Annotated in this window: 18 protein-coding genes; 13 read left to right on the top strand and 5 right to left on the bottom strand. The window is 34.3% G+C overall.

Translation table 11 applies throughout. The annotated features are described in order from the left end of the window. Together Q1A60_RS04035 and Q1A60_RS04030 are read left to right on the top strand one after the other, a co-directional pair. Window positions 1–1,356, top strand: a complete 1,356-nt coding sequence (locus tag Q1A60_RS04035; protein WP_299761741.1) for an undecaprenyl-phosphate glucose phosphotransferase — start codon at window positions 1–3, stop codon at window positions 1,354–1,356. Further along, the gene (locus Q1A60_RS04030) at window positions 1,340–2,128 is read left to right on the top strand and encodes a glycosyltransferase family 2 protein (RefSeq protein ID WP_299761738.1); all 789 of its coding nucleotides are present in this window, start codon (window positions 1,340–1,342) and stop codon (window positions 2,126–2,128) included. The genes Q1A60_RS04035 and Q1A60_RS04030 overlap by 17 nt, the downstream gene beginning before the upstream one ends. Window positions 2,129–2,153: 25 nt before the next feature. Here the strand turns inward: Q1A60_RS04030 and Q1A60_RS04025 are convergent, their stop codons facing one another. Further along, a complete protein-coding gene (locus Q1A60_RS04025; RefSeq protein WP_299762574.1) occupies window positions 2,154–3,467 on the bottom strand; it encodes a phenylacetate--CoA ligase family protein in 1,314 nt (437 codons plus the stop codon). A gap of 218 nt (window positions 3,468–3,685) precedes the next feature. Here Q1A60_RS04025 and purD point away from each other — a divergent pair, with 218 nt between their 5' ends. After that, window positions 3,686–4,954 carry a phosphoribosylamine--glycine ligase gene (gene purD, locus Q1A60_RS04020; protein ID WP_299761735.1) on the top strand — a complete coding sequence of 423 codons (1,269 nt, stop codon included), beginning with the start codon at window positions 3,686–3,688 and terminating at the stop codon, window positions 4,952–4,954. Here purD and Q1A60_RS04015 read toward each other — a convergent pair. Continuing rightward, window positions 4,949–5,212 (bottom strand): uracil phosphoribosyltransferase, encoded by a 264-nt coding sequence (locus tag Q1A60_RS04015; protein WP_299761732.1) that lies wholly within the window; start codon window positions 5,210–5,212, stop codon window positions 4,949–4,951. The two genes, purD and Q1A60_RS04015, sit on opposite strands and share 6 nt — an antisense overlap. A gap of 86 nt (window positions 5,213–5,298) precedes the next feature. On the opposite strand from Q1A60_RS04015, the gene Q1A60_RS04010 reads away from it, so the two are divergent. From Q1A60_RS04010 to Q1A60_RS03970, 9 genes are all read left to right on the top strand, one after another. Beyond that, complete coding sequence (locus Q1A60_RS04010) at window positions 5,299–6,225, top strand: DUF6427 family protein (RefSeq protein ID WP_299761730.1); 927 nt, start codon at window positions 5,299–5,301, stop codon at window positions 6,223–6,225. Between the two features lie 86 nt (window positions 6,226–6,311). Further along, window positions 6,312–7,301: a DNA adenine methylase gene (locus Q1A60_RS04005; protein WP_299761727.1), complete on the top strand. Its 990-nt coding sequence runs from the start codon at window positions 6,312–6,314 to the stop codon at window positions 7,299–7,301. Between the two features lie 5 nt (window positions 7,302–7,306). After that, on the top strand, window positions 7,307–7,918 hold the full coding sequence (locus Q1A60_RS04000) for a DUF4254 domain-containing protein (RefSeq protein WP_299761724.1): 612 nt from the start codon (window positions 7,307–7,309) through the stop codon (window positions 7,916–7,918). 71 nt (window positions 7,919–7,989) lie between these two features. After that, on the top strand, window positions 7,990–9,003 hold the full coding sequence (locus Q1A60_RS03995) for a glycosyltransferase family 9 protein (protein ID WP_299761721.1): 1,014 nt from the start codon (window positions 7,990–7,992) through the stop codon (window positions 9,001–9,003). 53 nt (window positions 9,004–9,056) lie between these two features. After that, window positions 9,057–10,007, top strand: coding sequence for a nitronate monooxygenase (locus Q1A60_RS03990; protein ID WP_299761718.1), 951 nt, complete (start codon window positions 9,057–9,059; stop codon window positions 10,005–10,007). Window positions 10,008–10,394: 387 nt separating this feature from the next. Next, window positions 10,395–10,703: a hypothetical protein gene (locus tag Q1A60_RS03985; protein ID WP_299761715.1), complete on the top strand. Its 309-nt coding sequence runs from the start codon at window positions 10,395–10,397 to the stop codon at window positions 10,701–10,703. Continuing rightward, entirely contained in the window at window positions 10,700–11,488 is a 789-nt protein-coding gene (locus Q1A60_RS03980) for a DUF6734 family protein (protein WP_299761712.1), read from the top strand. The genes Q1A60_RS03985 and Q1A60_RS03980 overlap by 4 nt, the downstream gene beginning before the upstream one ends. Then, on the top strand, window positions 11,488–12,396 hold the full coding sequence (locus Q1A60_RS03975) for a DUF6734 family protein (RefSeq protein ID WP_299761709.1): 909 nt from the start codon (window positions 11,488–11,490) through the stop codon (window positions 12,394–12,396). Before Q1A60_RS03980 ends, Q1A60_RS03975 begins: the two co-directional genes overlap by 1 nt. Then, window positions 12,387–12,734, top strand: coding sequence for a hypothetical protein (locus Q1A60_RS03970; protein ID WP_299761706.1), 348 nt, complete (start codon window positions 12,387–12,389; stop codon window positions 12,732–12,734). Before Q1A60_RS03975 ends, Q1A60_RS03970 begins: the two co-directional genes overlap by 10 nt. Window positions 12,735–12,784: 50 nt before the next feature. Here the strand turns inward: Q1A60_RS03970 and Q1A60_RS03965 are convergent, their stop codons facing one another. From Q1A60_RS03965 to Q1A60_RS03955, 3 genes are all read right to left on the bottom strand, one after another. After that, window positions 12,785–13,447 carry an ATP-binding cassette domain-containing protein gene (locus tag Q1A60_RS03965; protein ID WP_299761702.1) on the bottom strand — a complete coding sequence of 221 codons (663 nt, stop codon included), beginning with the start codon at window positions 13,445–13,447 and terminating at the stop codon, window positions 12,785–12,787. Next, window positions 13,444–13,737, bottom strand: coding sequence for a hypothetical protein (locus Q1A60_RS03960; protein WP_299761699.1), 294 nt, complete (start codon window positions 13,735–13,737; stop codon window positions 13,444–13,446). The genes Q1A60_RS03965 and Q1A60_RS03960 overlap by 4 nt, the downstream gene beginning before the upstream one ends. Window positions 13,738–14,035: 298 nt before the next feature. Beyond that, entirely contained in the window at window positions 14,036–15,091 is a 1,056-nt protein-coding gene (locus Q1A60_RS03955; protein ID WP_299761697.1) for a ferredoxin--NADP reductase, read from the bottom strand. A 95-nt stretch (window positions 15,092–15,186) separates the two neighbouring features. On the opposite strand from Q1A60_RS03955, the gene Q1A60_RS03950 reads away from it, so the two are divergent. Then, a complete protein-coding gene (locus Q1A60_RS03950; protein WP_299761695.1) occupies window positions 15,187–16,656 on the top strand; it encodes a DUF5687 family protein in 1,470 nt (489 codons plus the stop codon). The last annotated feature ends 3 nt before the right edge of the window (window positions 16,657–16,659 follow it).

The following is a 16,659-nucleotide window of genomic DNA, read 5'->3' as shown; positions in this document are numbered from 1 at the left end:
ATGGCCTACAAAAAAGGAAGATATTCTGGTTTTATTAGGCCTATTGTTTATAGCCTCGACCTTTTGATTATTGTCATTTTGGCAAAGCTCTGCCTTGTGATGGGCTCGCACTTATTTCTTTTTGTTGGTTTTATTACGTGTACTTGGATTGTCTCTGCTATAAAATCTAATTTTTACGAAGTATATCGATATACACCTCTTATCAGAATTTTTTCATTATTAGGAATTCAATTAGTATTATTTACCCTATTAGTTTTTGCTTTTTTCGGATTCTTCTCCGAGATTAATAGTACTCCGAAGCAAGTTATCTATTATATACTCTATGTCTTTTTAGGTATTACTATAGTAAAACTAGGCATCTTTTATCTTCTTAAGAAGTATAGAACAGTCTTGGGAGGAAACTTTAGACGCGTTGTTATTTTAGGAGTTAATGCTAAAACGCAACAACTAGAGAACTTCTTTAAATCTAATAAACCTTATGGCTATCAGGTAATTAATAAGTTTGATGTACAGCAGTCAGGTGACCAATCGTTAGAGTCTTGTTTTGCTTTTATTGTAGAAAATAGTATTGATGAGATTTATTGTTCTATTTCTGAGTTTACAAATGAGCAAATACGAGAAATATCAGAATTTGCCGATAACAATCTCAAGATCCTTAAATTCATTCCAGATAATAAAGAGATTTTTACAAAAAAGCTCAACTATCAATACATTGGGATCACTCCAATATTATCATTACGTACCATACCCATAGACACTCCATTAAACCAGTTTATCAAACGTACCTTTGATATTGTGATGTCTATTTTGGTGCTTGTAGGGTTGCTTTCTTGGCTTACACCTATCATGGCCATTTTGATAAAGTTAGATTCAAAAGGCCCCGTATTTTTTAAACAAAAACGCAACGGATTAGATTATAAAGAATTCTATTGTTATAAGTTTAGATCGATGCAACCTAACCCAACAGCAGATCTTCATCAGGTGAGCAGAAACGATCAACGTATTACACGTTTAGGGAGAGCGATACGACATACCAGTATAGATGAGTTACCTCAGTTTATAAATGTACTTAAAGGAGAAATGTCTGTTGTAGGTCCAAGACCACACATGGTAAGCCATACACATATGTATGCAGAGCGTATCGATAAGTTTATGGTGCGTCATTTTATAAAACCAGGGATTACAGGACTTGCTCAAGTAAGTGGTTATAGAGGAGAAGTTGAAACAGATAATGATATTATAAACCGTGTAAAGTTTGATATCTTTTATGTAGAAAACTGGTCCTTGCTTCTAGATATAAAAATTGTTGTTCAGACGATTATAAAGGCACTTAAAGGAGATGAAAAAGCCTACTAACCACCTTCCGCTTGTCTCTATTATCACTCCTCTGTACAATGCAGAAAATTATATCATACCTACCGTAAAAAGCATTCAAGAACAAACCTATACGCATTGGGAACATATTATTGTAAATGATTGCTCTACAGATAATTCATTAAACATAGTAGAAGAGCTTTCAAAAAAGGATACACGTATAAAAGTGGTTACGCTTTCGCGAAATAGTGGGGCAGCACAATCCCGTAATAAAGCGACAGAACTTGCTACAGGAGATTATATTGCTTTTCTAGACGCAGACGACTTATGGCATCCAGAAAAACTCGAAAAACAGCTCAACTATATGGAAACGCATAATGCAGCCGTTTCCTATACGAGTTACACCCATATTAATGAAGCGGGAAAACCCTTAGGCAAACGTATCAAAGCATTGCCAGAACTCACCTATCAAAAACAACATAGTAATAACTATGTGGGAAACTTAACAGGCATCTATAAAGCTTCCGAAATAGGTAAAATAATAGCGCCTAACATACGTAAACGACAAGACTGGGCTGTTTGGTTAGAAGCGATCAAAAAATCAAATAGACCCGCTGTAGGACTCCAAGAAGATTTAGCCTATTATAGAATACGAGAAGGATCTATAAGTTCTAATAAACTCAACTTGGTAACCTATAACTTCAAGTTTTATAAAGAGTATCTAGGTTATTCTTGGATTAAGTCTGCCTTTTGTTTACTTCGCTTTTTTTATGAGTACTTTTTTGTGAGAACAAAACGGATTGAGAACTATTAAATTTTATAATACAATATGTAATTAGTTAGGAAATTCTACTCACAAACTGTTTTAATTTCCCACGTTTACTACGATCCATCTTTTCAACTTTTTCAAAGAGTACAGTAAGCCCGTCTTCTAAGTAGGTGTAGGTGGCTTTTTTGATGGTTTCTTCTTCTGATACAGTAAGTGCTCGCTGTGCAGTATAAATTACGTTAAACGTGTCTAAAGCGGTTTGTTCAATCACAAACTCAGAGACGTTTCCATCTTCTTCAATGACACTTTTAGTGACATAATAAAACGTAAGACCAGGTACTACTTTTCCGCTGGGGAGACGTGCAATATCGTTGGTACGTCCAATCAGTTTTTCTAAGATGGGTTTTTTAGGCGTGCTTTTTCGCGAAAGCGTACCCACATCCCCAATATCATAACGAATAAAAGGATGCGCTTTATTATAGAGCGATGTAATTACAATACGACCCGATTCGCCATGAGGCACAGGCATATTCTGATCATCTAGAATTTCAACATATAATAATTCGCTATCTACTTGAAACTCGTCATTGGTATTTTGAAATGCAATAAGACCTAATTCGGAAGCCCCATATTCATTAATCACAGGGATTCCAAACTGTGTTTCCATTAATAGTTTATCACTTTTAAAAAGCATTTCACTAGTTACAATACAGGCCTTAAGCGATGGACATACCTCTTTAAGAACGATGTGATGTTGTCGCAGATATTTGGCAAATAGTACAATACTACTCGTGTATCCGTTGAGGTATTCAAAAGTAGTGGTTGTAAATTTTTGATGTATTTTCTTGAGCTGGACATCACTTAAATCAAAAATAGGAAAGCGATATCTATTTCCTAACCAATCTTTAAGACGTTCTTTACGATATTCCATAAAATCTAATGGAATTCCATAAAAACGAGCTTGTTTAGAGGTATTTATATCTAGATCAAACCAATCATATCTGTCTTGAAAACTTGCCCAAGAAAGCGCATGAGATATTTTGTCTTTGGCAAAAACAAAAGGATGTCCAGAAGAACCCGATGTTTTATTGACATACACATTTTTACGTGTATATCCTGTAGAGAGGCGTTCCAGTAATGACTGTTGTAAATGTGCTTTGGTAAGTACAGGTAGCTCATTCCACGAGTCACTTTTTTGTGTAGCAGTAAGTTGTTTGTAAAATGAGTTATGTTGCTTGTGATAGGCTACAATAGCTTGTTTTTTTTCTTCAACATAGGCAAGAAACTGATCTTCAGGAATGGATTGGATACGGGCTAATTCCGCTTTCGCGAAAGCGATATCAAACCCCTTAAATTTTAATGTCCAATTAAATAAATTCACGATCCTAGTATGAGTGTGGCAAAATACAAACAATTTCATTCCTATCAAGATTTATTCCCTCGAAGGAGGGAATCTCCATCTTTTAGTTCTTATCGCAAAGTTGTAATACATAATGCGGGTTAAATGAACATTAGAATAGATCCTCAATATTTTTATCAGAATACCTTGCCCTAAAAGTACAGACAAACTACTTTTGCATTTTGATACAAAAACACGACTCAATGAATATTTTAATCTTAGGATCTGGAGGAAGAGAGCACACATTTGCATATAAAATCGCAGAAAGTGCACATTGTGATAGCTTATTTGTAGCACCTGGAAATGCAGGAACAGCTCAAATAGCAACAAATGTTGCTATAAGCGTGACAGATTTTGAAGCGATTAAAGCACTAGTGATTAAAGAAACTATTGAGATGGTTGTGGTAGGACCAGAAGATCCTTTAGTACAAGGAATCTATGACTTTTTTAAAGCAGATGAAGCATTGCAAGATGTCGCAGTGATTGGTCCATCAAAAGAAGGGGCTACACTTGAAGGAAGTAAAGAGCGTGCTAAAGAGTTTATGATGGCGCACGGAATCCCAACGGCAGCATACCAAAGCTTTATTCCAGAAACACTAGCTGAAGGTCAGGCCTTTTTAGAAACATTACAACCGCCATATGTATTAAAAGCAGATGGACTTGCGGCTGGAAAGGGCGTTTTAATTATACAAGATATTGAAGAAGCAAAATCAGAACTTGCTCAGATGCTTGGCGGGAAATTTGGTGATGCAAGTACCACAGTGGTGATCGAAGAATTTCTAGACGGAATTGAATTAAGTGTTTTTGTACTTACCGATGGAAAAGAATATAAGGTGCTTCCAACGGCCAAAGATTACAAGCGTATAGGAGAAGGAGATACAGGATTAAATACAGGAGGAATGGGAGCTGTAAGTCCAGTTCCTTTTGTAGATGAGGCTTTTATGCAAAAAATAGAAACACAAGTTGTCAAACCGACTATTAATGGTCTTGCTAAAGAAAATATTGAGTACAAAGGCTTTGTATTTATAGGATTGATTAAAGTAGGAGATGAGCCTAAGGTGATAGAGTACAATGTCCGTATGGGAGATCCAGAGACAGAGGTAGTGTTGCCTCGTATTCAGAGTGATCTAGTGGAATTATTTCAAGCCGTTTCTCAAGGAAAACTTGCGGAGCAAACATTACAAATAGATGAGCGTTCTGCGACAACAATTATGCTCGTTTCAGGAGGGTATCCAGAGGCTTATGAGAAAGGAAAAGTGATTACAGGAATAGAAAGAGTAGAAGATAGTATTGTATTCCATGCGGGAACAACTCATAAAGACGAAGCTATTGTTACTAATGGAGGACGTGTTATTGCGATTACCTCTTTTGATACTAACTTTAGAGAAGCCATAAAAAAATCCTATCAAAATATAGAAAAACTACACTTTGATAGGATGTATTATCGTACAGATATAGGTTTTGACCTATAATTCGTGGGTTAGATCGCTGTCTTTTCCTAAGAAACCATGAGATATGGCATCACGTCTCTCATCACCTTCTTTGTTGTGATCAACAAGTTGGCGCATCCAGTAACCAATAGCAACACAGCAAATGATCATAAATAACCAGTTGACGCCGTTTGCACCCCACCAGTTTGTTAATTCTGTTTCTGCAAACCAATTAAATGGCGTAAATAATGTTTCTTCTGCAAATGCTTGAATTCCTTCAAAAAATCCTTTCAAACTCATAAGTTCGTATGTTTACAATAATGGTATCTTAGCTATACGCAGTAATACTATTTACTACGATAGCGCAAAAATAGAAAAAACCACCTATGCTCACAAGCTTTTTTAGCACATCAAAGCCTATTCATACCATTATTATTTTGGTATATATGTCTATAAGTTATTTTGTGGCTAATAATACCTTGTTTTCTGAAGGGTTTTCTTGGACCGTTTTTTTACAAACAATAGGGGTGTGGCTATTGTATATCATCACGATGTTTATCCTAAATTTTGTATCACAAAAAAACGAATTAAACAAGCGTTCTTCCTATAGGATCTTATTATTTGCGATGTTTACGTCTTCATTACCCGTTGCACTACAAACGCCTACGATCATAATCACGGGTGTGTTTGTAATGTTAGCCCTACGACGTATTCTTAGTTTTAGATCAGGACTACATATGGAGAGGAAATTGTTTGACGCAGGTCTTTGGTTATGTCTAGCCTGTATTACATATTTCTGGACAAGCACCTTTTTTATTTTATTGTTAGCAGGGTTATTATTTTATGGAAGCACTACCCTACGATATTGGTTTATTCCTATACTTTCTGTTGTCTGTGTGACTGTACTCTGTACTTGCTATGTTATTTTTATAGGGGAAGATCAATCCTACATACTAACTATTGTAGATGATTTTTCTTTTGATTTTTCTAAGTATACATCGTTACTCATATTAGTTCCTATAGCTTTATTTTCAACATTGTTTTTATGGACTATTTTTAGATATATACAAGATTCAAAAAGAGCAACTATTGCGCAACGTCCCTTATATCTGTTGGTTATTTTTATGGCAATCATAGCCATAGCTATCGTTATTATTACAGATAATAAAACGGGTGCAGAGTGGTATTTCTTCATCATACCGCTTGCTATTATTATGACTAATTATCTTGAAAATGCTTCTGGAAAATTCTTTAAAGAGTTTCTTCTTTGGATGGTTGTATTAGTGCCATTTGCACATTATTTTTTAGCATAGTCTACTAGAAACATGATAAAGCACAAGAACTCCTTACATTTGCAGCCCGTAGCTATATCATCTAAGATTAGTATCTAGGCAAAACCATGAATTATATAGGATCAAAACATAGACTCTCTGATTTTATTAAAACAACTGTAAAAGAAGTTTGTGGAGATGATTTAAGTCAGAAAACATTTTGTGACCTATTTGCAGGAACGGGAAGTGTAGGGCGTAATTTTAAACCACTCGTAAAATCTGTAATTGCAAATGATTTAGAGTACTATAGCTATGTTTTAAACAGAAATTATATTGGAAACCATAAAGAACTTCTCTCCAAAACGTATTTTGATGAACTTAATAACCTAGAAGGAATACCTGGTTTTATTTACACGCATTATGGAGAAGGAGGAGGAAGTGATCGGTTGTATTTTTCAAAAGAAAATGCACAAAAAATAGATGCAATTCGTCAAAAAATAGAAACATGGAAACATACAGGAACTATTTCTGAAGACATTTATTTTTTACTACTTGCGTCTCTTATAGAAAGCGCAGATAAAATTGCAAATACAGCTTCTGTATATGGTGCTTTTTTAAAAAAAATAAAGGTAATGGCAGCATTACCTATACAATTAGAACCTGCAAGCTTTGATAAGACACCAAACAGCCATACAGTATTTCATGAAGAGGGGAATGCTCTTGTTAAAAAGATAGAAGGAGATATTTTATATCTTGATCCACCCTATAATGTGAGACAGTACGGATCAAACTATCATATACTAAATACTATTGCAAAATATGATACCTTTGTACCCAGAGGAAAAACGGGTTTACGAAACTATAATAGAAGTGCGTATTGTAGTAGCGTAAAGGTAGAAGCAGCCTTTGAAGAACTAATAAAAAATGCCCAATTCAACTACATTTTTTTAAGTTATAGTAATGAAGGGTTAATGCCGCCAAATATTGTAAGAAGTATCATGCAACGTTATGGAAAATATGACCTTGCAACGGTCGATTACAAACGTTTTAAAGCAGATATGAATAGAAAACATAAAGCCCAACGCACTACAGAATATTTACACATTTTAGAAAAGTAAGAACTATGTTTACAGATAAAGCAAACCGTATTTTTAGAGAAGCGATAGAAAATTATCATATCATCAATACGGTAGATCAATCCTTTGAAAATAAATATGACAAAAACGAAGATGTAATTTCTCATCTGTTATATCGTAAATGTTGGATTGATACTGTACAATGGCATTATGAAGATATTATTCGTGATCCTCAAATAGACCCTGTTGCTGCACTTACGCTAAAGCGTAAAATTGATGCATCTAATCAGGATCGTACAGATATGGTAGAATACATAGATAGTTACTTCTTAGACAAATACAATGGCGTAACAGTCAAAGAAGATGCAACGATAAATACAGAAAGTCCTGCATGGGGAATAGATCGTCTATCTATCCTCGCACTAAAAGTATATCATATGCATGAAGAAGCAACAAGAGAAGATGCTTCACAAGAACATCGTGATGCGTGTAAAACAAAATTAGATGTACTTATAGAACAACGTGCCGATTTATCTACAGCTATAGATACATTATTAAGTGATATAGCTCATGGTGATAAGTATATGAAAGTATATAAGCAAATGAAGATGTATAATGACGATGAGCTGAATCCAGTACTTCGTAATATAAAAAAGTAATTGTCCGTTCGAGCGCAGTCGAGAACTCAATACCTCTCGACTGCGCTCGAGGAAACATTGGGGATTATTCTATGCAACAACCACAACACATTCTCGTGATTCGCCTTTCGGCTATGGGAGATGTGGCTATGTTAATTCCTGTGATATACGCTTTCGCGAAAGCGTACCCAGAAACAAAAATCACAGTACTGTCAAAACCCTTCTTTAAGGCCATTATTAACACCCTACCTAACGTACATTTTGTAGCTGCCGAAACCAATACACAACACAAAGGGGTTATAGGTATTTGGAAGCTTTCTCGCCAACTCAAAAAACGAGGAATCACACACGTAGCAGATACGCATAACGTACTTCGATCTAAAATTCTTCGATTTTTTTTAGGACTTCCTAATGCCAAAATAGACAAAGGAAGGGCAGAAAAAAAAGTACTAACCGCTTCTGAAAATAAGATATTTAAACCCCTCAAGACTACGGTGCAACGGTATGTTGAGGTTTTTGAAAATGTAGGATTTTCAGAGATAACACCTACACTACTTTCAAGGCCAGATATACATAGGGATGTCCTTAACGTTATAGGAAAAACCAATAACAAACTCATAGGAATAGCTCCTTTTGCAGCACATCAAGGCAAGCAATATCCGTTAGATTTAATGAAGGAAGTGATTCAAAAATTAGATCAACAATCTGGAATAAGACTGTTTTTATTTGGAGCTCCCAACGAAAAAGAATTATTAGAATCTCTTACCGAAACGTGTGAAAATGCAACAGTAGTTGCGGGTGCGTTAAAATTTCCAGAAGAGATTAATCTAATAGCGCAACTAGATATTATGCTTTCTATGGATAGCGGAAATGGCCATCTAGCAGCGATGTATGGAGTTCCTGTGGTAAGTCTGTGGGGAGTAACACATCCTTATGCTGGATTTGCTCCTTTTAAACAAGAAACACATTGTATACTATCTGATAGAGAAGAGTATCCGGCTATTCCAACATCAATATATGGTAACAAAGTTCCTGAAGGATATGAGGAAGTAATGCGTACGATTACACCACAAATGGTTATAGAGAAACTAATGAGTTTGTTATAATTTATTATGCATGCATACTATTTTTGTATCTTTGAATATCCAAAATAAAAATCATGAGCCAGAAAACACCACTTACAGAACTTCTTGATATAAAGCACCCTATTATTATGGCACCTATGTTTTTAGTGTCTAATGTAGCGATGCTTACTGCAGGAATGGAGTCTGGGATTGCAGCTTGTGTACCAGCACTTAACTACAGGACTATAGAAGAGTTAAAAGCAGCGATTACTGAATTAAAAGCAGCAAAAGTGCCTGGAGGAGCTTTTGGAATTAATCTTATTGTCAATAAATCTAATTTAAAATATCCAGCACAATTAGAAGCTGCTTGTGAGCTTGGTGTTGATTTTATTATTACATCATTAGGAAGTCCAAGGCAAGTGATAGAAAGTGCAAAACCAAAAGGAATTAAAGTGTTTTGTGATGTAGTAGATCTGGCGTATTCTAAAAAAGTAGAAGCCATGGGATGCGATGCTTTAGTTGCTGTAAATAACCAAGCAGGTGGTCATAGAGGTGATGCGACCCCAGAAGCATTGATTAAAGAATTGAATGAAAACTGTACCATCCCTGTTATTTCTGCAGGAGGGATTGCTGATAAAGCAGATCTAGATAAAATGATCTCTTACGGGGCCATAGGGGCAAGTATAGGGAGCCCTTTTATTGCAAGTGAAGAAGCACCTGTTTCTCAAGAATATAAACAAGCTTGTGTAGATTATGGCGCTGATGATATTGTGATGACTCAAAAAATATCAGGAACGCCCTGTACCGTTATTAATACACCGTATGTTCAAAAAATAGGGACAGAACAAACGTGGCTGGAAGGTATTCTTAATAAGAATAAAAAACTCAAAAAATGGGTGAAAATGATTCGTTTTGCAAAAGGAATGCGAGATACGACCAAAGCAGCACAAGGAGCCACGTATAAAACTGTATGGGTGGCGGGACCTTCTATCGAAAAAACAACAGCTATTAAGCCTGTAAAAGAAATTATTAAACGATTTATTTAAGAAATAAATCGTTTAAGCTATCACTAAGGTTTCCTTAGTATGAAACCTCTCAGAAATGAGAGGTTTTTTTATTCTAGGAGGTTTAATACTCCATCTTATCTACCGAAGTAATCATTAAACAGCGTAAAAACGAAAAATCTGTTGAATGCCTCATGGGCTTTCCTCAAGAACTATTTATACCTGCTTATTTTCTTAAAACAAAACAATATGATGAAGCTACTGATAAACAGAGGGTTAAAAATTTTAAAATAGACTTATTTAATAGAAGTTTGCATACAGAATACCCAGTATTCTATTAAAATTAGCTTTTAGCGCTTGAGAGATTTTACCATAAGCATTTATATAAAATAAGCGCTCTTTTTTAAAATAATCATAAATGAATAAAAAATGTGTCAAGTAAGATTTACAGTAGAAACAGAAAATAATATGGAACCTATTTTAAGCGGTCAAGGAAGATATAGACGTGTAGGAGATCAAACCTGGATAGATTTTGATATAGACCTATCAGATATAATGACTCCAAACATCACTATTGTTGGAAATTATGAATTAGAAGTAAGGGTGAGTTATGAAGCAGTTCCAACAGCATTAGATTGGAGTCTATGGAGAGGAAGTACCTTTAAAATTTCAGAAGACGGTTGTGATGATAGCGTGTATTATTATGCAAAAGGAAACCAAACCATAGGCGCTTTATGATCATTATTCACTCATTATATTCCTTACCACTCTTAAATAATAGATGGGGCCTTCAAAATCAATTTGAAAAGAGCTATTATTTGTCTTTTTTATATGCGAAGCGATTGGGATATGAAGTGGTTTTACATACTGATAATGCAGGGTATGAATTATTGAAAAATATTGGTTACGACCGAATAGAGTTAAGTTTAAATGATTTAAAGCCAGAAGACTCAACATACTGGTCTTTGGGTAAAATAAGAGCTTTAGAATTAGAAGGATTACATAGTATTCATATAGACGGAGATGTATTTTTAAAATCCAATACAATAAAATCCCTTTTTGAATCTGATTATGATGTCTTAACTCAAATGATAGAGGCTCAAAATGCTTTTACCAATGACTATGTGCCTCAGGTAGATCTTTTAGGTTCAGTCTCAAATGTTCTAGTCTCAGATATTAGACATTCATACAATTGTGGTGTATTGGCTTTTAAAGACACACAATTATTTATTGAGTATGCTAATTTATTTAGAGAGTTAGTATCTATTTATAAAAATAACCCTAAGATTAATGACTTCTATAAAAATGAGTTTAGATATTATGAGAAGATGCTAGTAATAGAACAGTATAGCTTGCCTGTTCTCACAAATAAACTAAAGAAGGAGCCAAAATTTATTATCAATGAAAATGAAGATTTAGTTGAAGCGTGTGATCATTATGGATTTGTTCATGCATTAGGAAGTTCAAAATATACAGACTCTTTTCAAGCGTTGGTAAAACAAAGAATTAAAGAAATAAAATAATGATATATAGTCAAACATTTAGTACAGATTTATTGCACACGCTAAAGAAAGAAGATGTATCCTATATGTTGAGTTTACACTATCTAAGCGCATTATCTATTTCCAGATATTTAAAAAAAGGAGATGAGTTTATCTTAATTACAGATACCAAAGGAAGAGAGCTTATAGGAGATGCCTTTCCTTATACGAAAGTAGTAAATGCACTAGACAATTATCCATATATACGTCCATTCAAAATGAGTGCGTATAAATTATATTCTGTAGAGTTATTTAAAGGTAAAGATTTTGTTCACTTTGATAATGATGTGTATTTGTTTAAACCCGTTCCTGAATTTGAAGATACATTAGTACAAAGTAATGAAGGTTATTTTGTGAGGTATATTTATTGTAATAAAATAAAACACTTTGATTACATCTTGCCAGATTACACAAAAGACATACGTAATAACTATAATCCTGGAGTTTTTGGTTTCACGAAAGACTCAATAATTAGAGACGAGTATTTCAATACCTTTTTAGAGTATTCTCATAAAAATATCAATAAATATGCTGCAATGCCTGAGGGACTTCAAAAAGAGTTTTTTTTACTCAATTTTCAGGATGTATACCTTGTTTTAGAAGAGGCGCTCTTACATTATCTATGTGAAAAAAATAAGGTGCCAGTTACAGAAGTAATTCCAGATAAATATGAAAATTATCCTGGAGTTTGGGGTGTTTTTTACAAAAAAAAGTACCGAGATATCAATTGGGATGATGTTATAGAGATTAGTCATCATAGCTGGCGTAAACATGAATATTGCCATTTAGTAAGTCAAAAAGATGATAAAAATACCCACGTACAAGAAGTGATGTTAGAAATATATAAAGAAAATAAAAATACAGTTAATACTTTTTTAGAATGGATATAGTAATTACAGGACGAAATATATATGATTATCTATTTGTTAATTATCTAATCTACGGTCTAGAATATAAGCTTAAAATCACCTGGAGTAATACTATTTCTGACGACATAGGTTTTATGTATAAAGACTTAGAAGATGCAAGTTGGGCAATAGAAAATGATGATTTTGTAGCACCTCTTTTAAAGCAATATCACGCACTTTCTAAGACTTTATTTGTAACTGAAAATGACCTAGAAAAACTACAACTTATTTATGGTAATGAGAAGAGAGTAGTTAACTTCTCTAAATTCATAACCGTTAACAATTATAAGATAATTAAAGAAAGGTTTATTAATTTGTAATATATTTTTAAAACTAGCTATAAGCCTGTTTTTTATGTAGATTCTAGATATTATTTCAAATACCCTAACCGTTTCAAATCTTCTACATTTTCAGCAGTTGTACAAACGCCATCTATTATCACCAAATTACGGTCGGAAATATCCAGTACATCTCTGTAATAATGATCAGTTAATAAAATTCCTTTTTTCGCTTTAAGCGAAAATAAAAACTCTTTGATTGCTTTTTTGTATAATGGTTCAATCATAGAAAAAGGTTCATCCAGTAATAAAAAAGGATGTTCTAGATGCGCTACCAATAATAACTCAAGATACCGAAGTTCGCCCAACGATAAAGTCCCTATTTTACGAGTGGTTATTTTTTCTACAAAAGGCGCTCTGAAAATACGATCTTGATCATCACCATCTGTATGAAATAAAGGAATTACATCACGTACTTTTAAATGCCTAGGAAGGAAGTTGTCTTGTGGTAAATACCCTATCCATTGATTAGGAATGACATCTTTTGGGTGTATATTTTTTCCATGTATTTGTAATTCAATATTGTCTGCTTTAAGAGTTCCAAATACAATTTTAAGTAAGGTAGATTTTCCAGAACCGTTGCGACCAAACAAACTTACGATTTCGCCTTGAGCGAACTGTAAAGAAACGTCTTTAAGCACTTCTTTTTTGCCAAACCTCTTACGAGCATGTTGTATCTGTACTACTTTTTTCATCCTAAAAGAGCGAGTATGCCTATAAAAATAATAGCGATAATGCTATTTACATACCAGGTTCGTTTAATAAGTTGCGCTCTTGTAAAACCAAGATTATGATACATATAATATTGTGCTTTCTGAAAATAATTAAAAGCAAGAACGCCTAATCCTGTTCCGAAAACGCCAAAAATAATGACTAGATTATAGAGCCTTTCTATAAATGAATCATACATCCCGGCACTAGCGAAAGAAAAGAATACTGTAATAACAAGTGTATATAAAGTAACATCTCGGTAATAGGTCCACATGCTCGAAAAATACAAATTACAATCTCTAAAAATCTAAAAGAAATGGTAATTTAAAATAGAATCAAGCCTGGCTGCCAGTGGACAGGATCGCTTCGCTTCAAGAATCAAGATCAAAAAATAGAGTAATACTCTAATTTAGAGTATTACTCTATTTTTTATACTTTCTTGACTATTCCTTTTAGCAGATAATACATCCCTTCTCCCCAAGGGAGAAGGCTAGTGCCTGTGCTGAACTTGTTTCAGTAATGAGGGTTTTTCTAAAAGAGAATGCTCTAAAGACTAATAACTAACGGCTATATTACACATCGTCATAATCTACCACCAGTTTTGTTGAGGTAGGATGCGCTTGACATGTAAGGATAAGTCCTTCGGCTACTTCACTATCGGTTAAGATTTGGTTTTTCTCCATCACAGCAGTTCCTTCGGTCACACGTGCAATACAACTACTACAAATACCACCTTGGCATGAGTGTGGTGCATCGATATCTTCGTCAAGAGCTGCATCTAGAATGATAGCATCTTGAGACATGGTCAATTCAAATTCTTCATCATCTACAAGAATTTTAACGTGCGATTTTCCATCCAATGCTTCTTCTATGACAGCAGTCTCTGTAGATGCTGTAAAAAGTTCAAAATGAATAGTTGAATCGGCAACACCGTTTGAGGTTAATACATTACTTACCTCTTTAATCATGGCTTCAGGACCACATAAATAGTAATCGCTAAACTCGTGAGAGGCATATTTGTTTTTAACCACAAAATTTACCGTAGACTTCATAATACGTCCAAAATGAGCGCCGTCTTCTCGCGACTGACTATAAATAAACTCGATAGAAAAACGATCTTTATATTGATCTCTTAACGCAAGTAAAGCATCTCTAAAAATGGCATCTTCTGGACGTTTGTTTCCGTAAACAAGTACAAAACCACTTTCTGTAGACGTTTCGAGCGTAGTTTTGATCATACTCATAATGGGAGTGATCCCTGAGCCTGCTGCAAATGCTAAATAGGTTTTTTTTGCTTTCGCGAAAGCGGAATCTAAGAGAAACCTTCCTTCAGGTGGTGCTACCTCAAGGGTATCGCCTTCCTTTAACGATTGATTTGCAAATGTAGAAAACGTACCACCTTCTACTTCCTTAATAGCAACACGTAATTCTCCACTTTCAGGAGTACTACAAATGGAATAGGCACGACGTACTTCTTGTCCATTGATCGTTGTTTTTAAAGTAATATATTGTCCAGCTTGATAGCTAAAAATGTCTTTTAAGTCTGAAGGAATCAAAAAACCAACAGAAATAGCGTGTGCTGTTTCTCGGGTAATTGATTGTATAGTAAGTGTATGGAAATCTGCCATTGTTTATTTTTGATGGCAAAAATACAAAGGATTCACAGTACTATGTAACAATTTACATTTTTTAAACACTAACAACTCGTAAACAATCAAGAGCAATGATTAAACGATTTCTAAATTTAGAATGGAAAGCATTCTTTAGGAGTGCTTCTTTTCAAGTAAACCTATTCCTGAAAATTCTGATGGGATTGGGGGCACTCTATTTCATTTTTGTGTTTGTCGGATTGGGTGTAGGACTATTTTTTGGTTTGCAAAAAATGGAGCTAGAACCTTTAGTAACGGTAAATAAATTTCTTATTTATTACTTTGTTGCCGACTTAATAGCGAGGTATTTCTTTCAGAAAATGCCTGTTATTAATATCAAACCTATGTTGCTGATGCCTTTTAAGAAAAGTAAAATTGTAAATTTTGCTTTAGGGAAAACAGCATTGTCATTCTTTAATATTATTCATGCCTTCTTTTTTATTCCGTTTAGTATCGTTCTTTTAGCACAAGGGTATAGTCTTGTAGGAATTATAGGTTGGCATTTAGGAATTATGGCATTGATTTACATTAATAACTTTATCAATGTATTTTTAAATGATGAAACGGTTTTTGTAGTACTTTTTGGAGCTGCATTTATCATTTTAGGAGGATTACAGTATTACGGGTATTTTGATATTACAGCCTATACGGGGCCATTTTTTCAGGGACTATATGAAACCCCTTGGCTGGCAATTATACCTATGGTTGTTCTTGTAGGTGTTGCTTATTATGCATTTACCTATTTCATAAAACGTTTATATCTGGATGCAGGGTTATCTAAAAAGACACAAACTGCGACCACAGAGAATATGGAATGGTTAGATCGTTTTGGAAAAGGGTCTACCTTCTTAAAAAATGATTTAAAGCTAATACTTCGTAATAAACGCTCCAAAACAACCATATTTATGAGTGTGTTATTTCTTTTTTATGGATTATTATTTTTCGGTAATGCGATTGAGGTATACAGCGGTCCTTTTTGGAGAATGTTTGCCGCAGTATTTGTAACCGGAGGATTTCTATTTAGTTTTGGGCAATTTGTGCCAAGTTGGGATAGTGCGTATTATCCTTTAATGATGACACAAAACATCAGATATAAAGAATATTTGCGATCTAAATGGTTGCTCGTAGTCATTGGAACAGCAATCTCTACGATACTGTGTATTCCATATCTATACTTTGGTTGGGAAGTACTTGCTGCTATTCTTGTAGGAGCGATCTTTAATATGGGAGTCAATGCGCACCTTGTATTATTAGGAGGTGCCTATATCAAAACACCTATCGATCTTACCAGTGGGAAAAAAGCATTTGGGGATAAGAGCGCCTTTAATATTAAAACATTATTGATTAGTCTCCCTAAAATGTTAGGACCTATGGCATTATATGCTATAGGACATTTTACACTAGGACCTGTATCTGGTTTTGCACTTGTAGCGATTGCAGGACTAGCAGGATTTGCTTTTAGAAATAAAGTATTTGATATGATCATTAAGATCTATAAAAAAGAGAAATACAAAACATTACAAGCCTACAAACAAAAAAATTAAGAC

Source organism: uncultured Dokdonia sp., assembly GCF_947492535.1.
Lineage (GTDB): Bacteria > Bacteroidota > Bacteroidia > Flavobacteriales > Flavobacteriaceae > Dokdonia.
The sequence above is the reverse complement of the archived record's forward strand: the minus strand, read 5'-3'. Positions and strand labels throughout refer to the sequence as shown.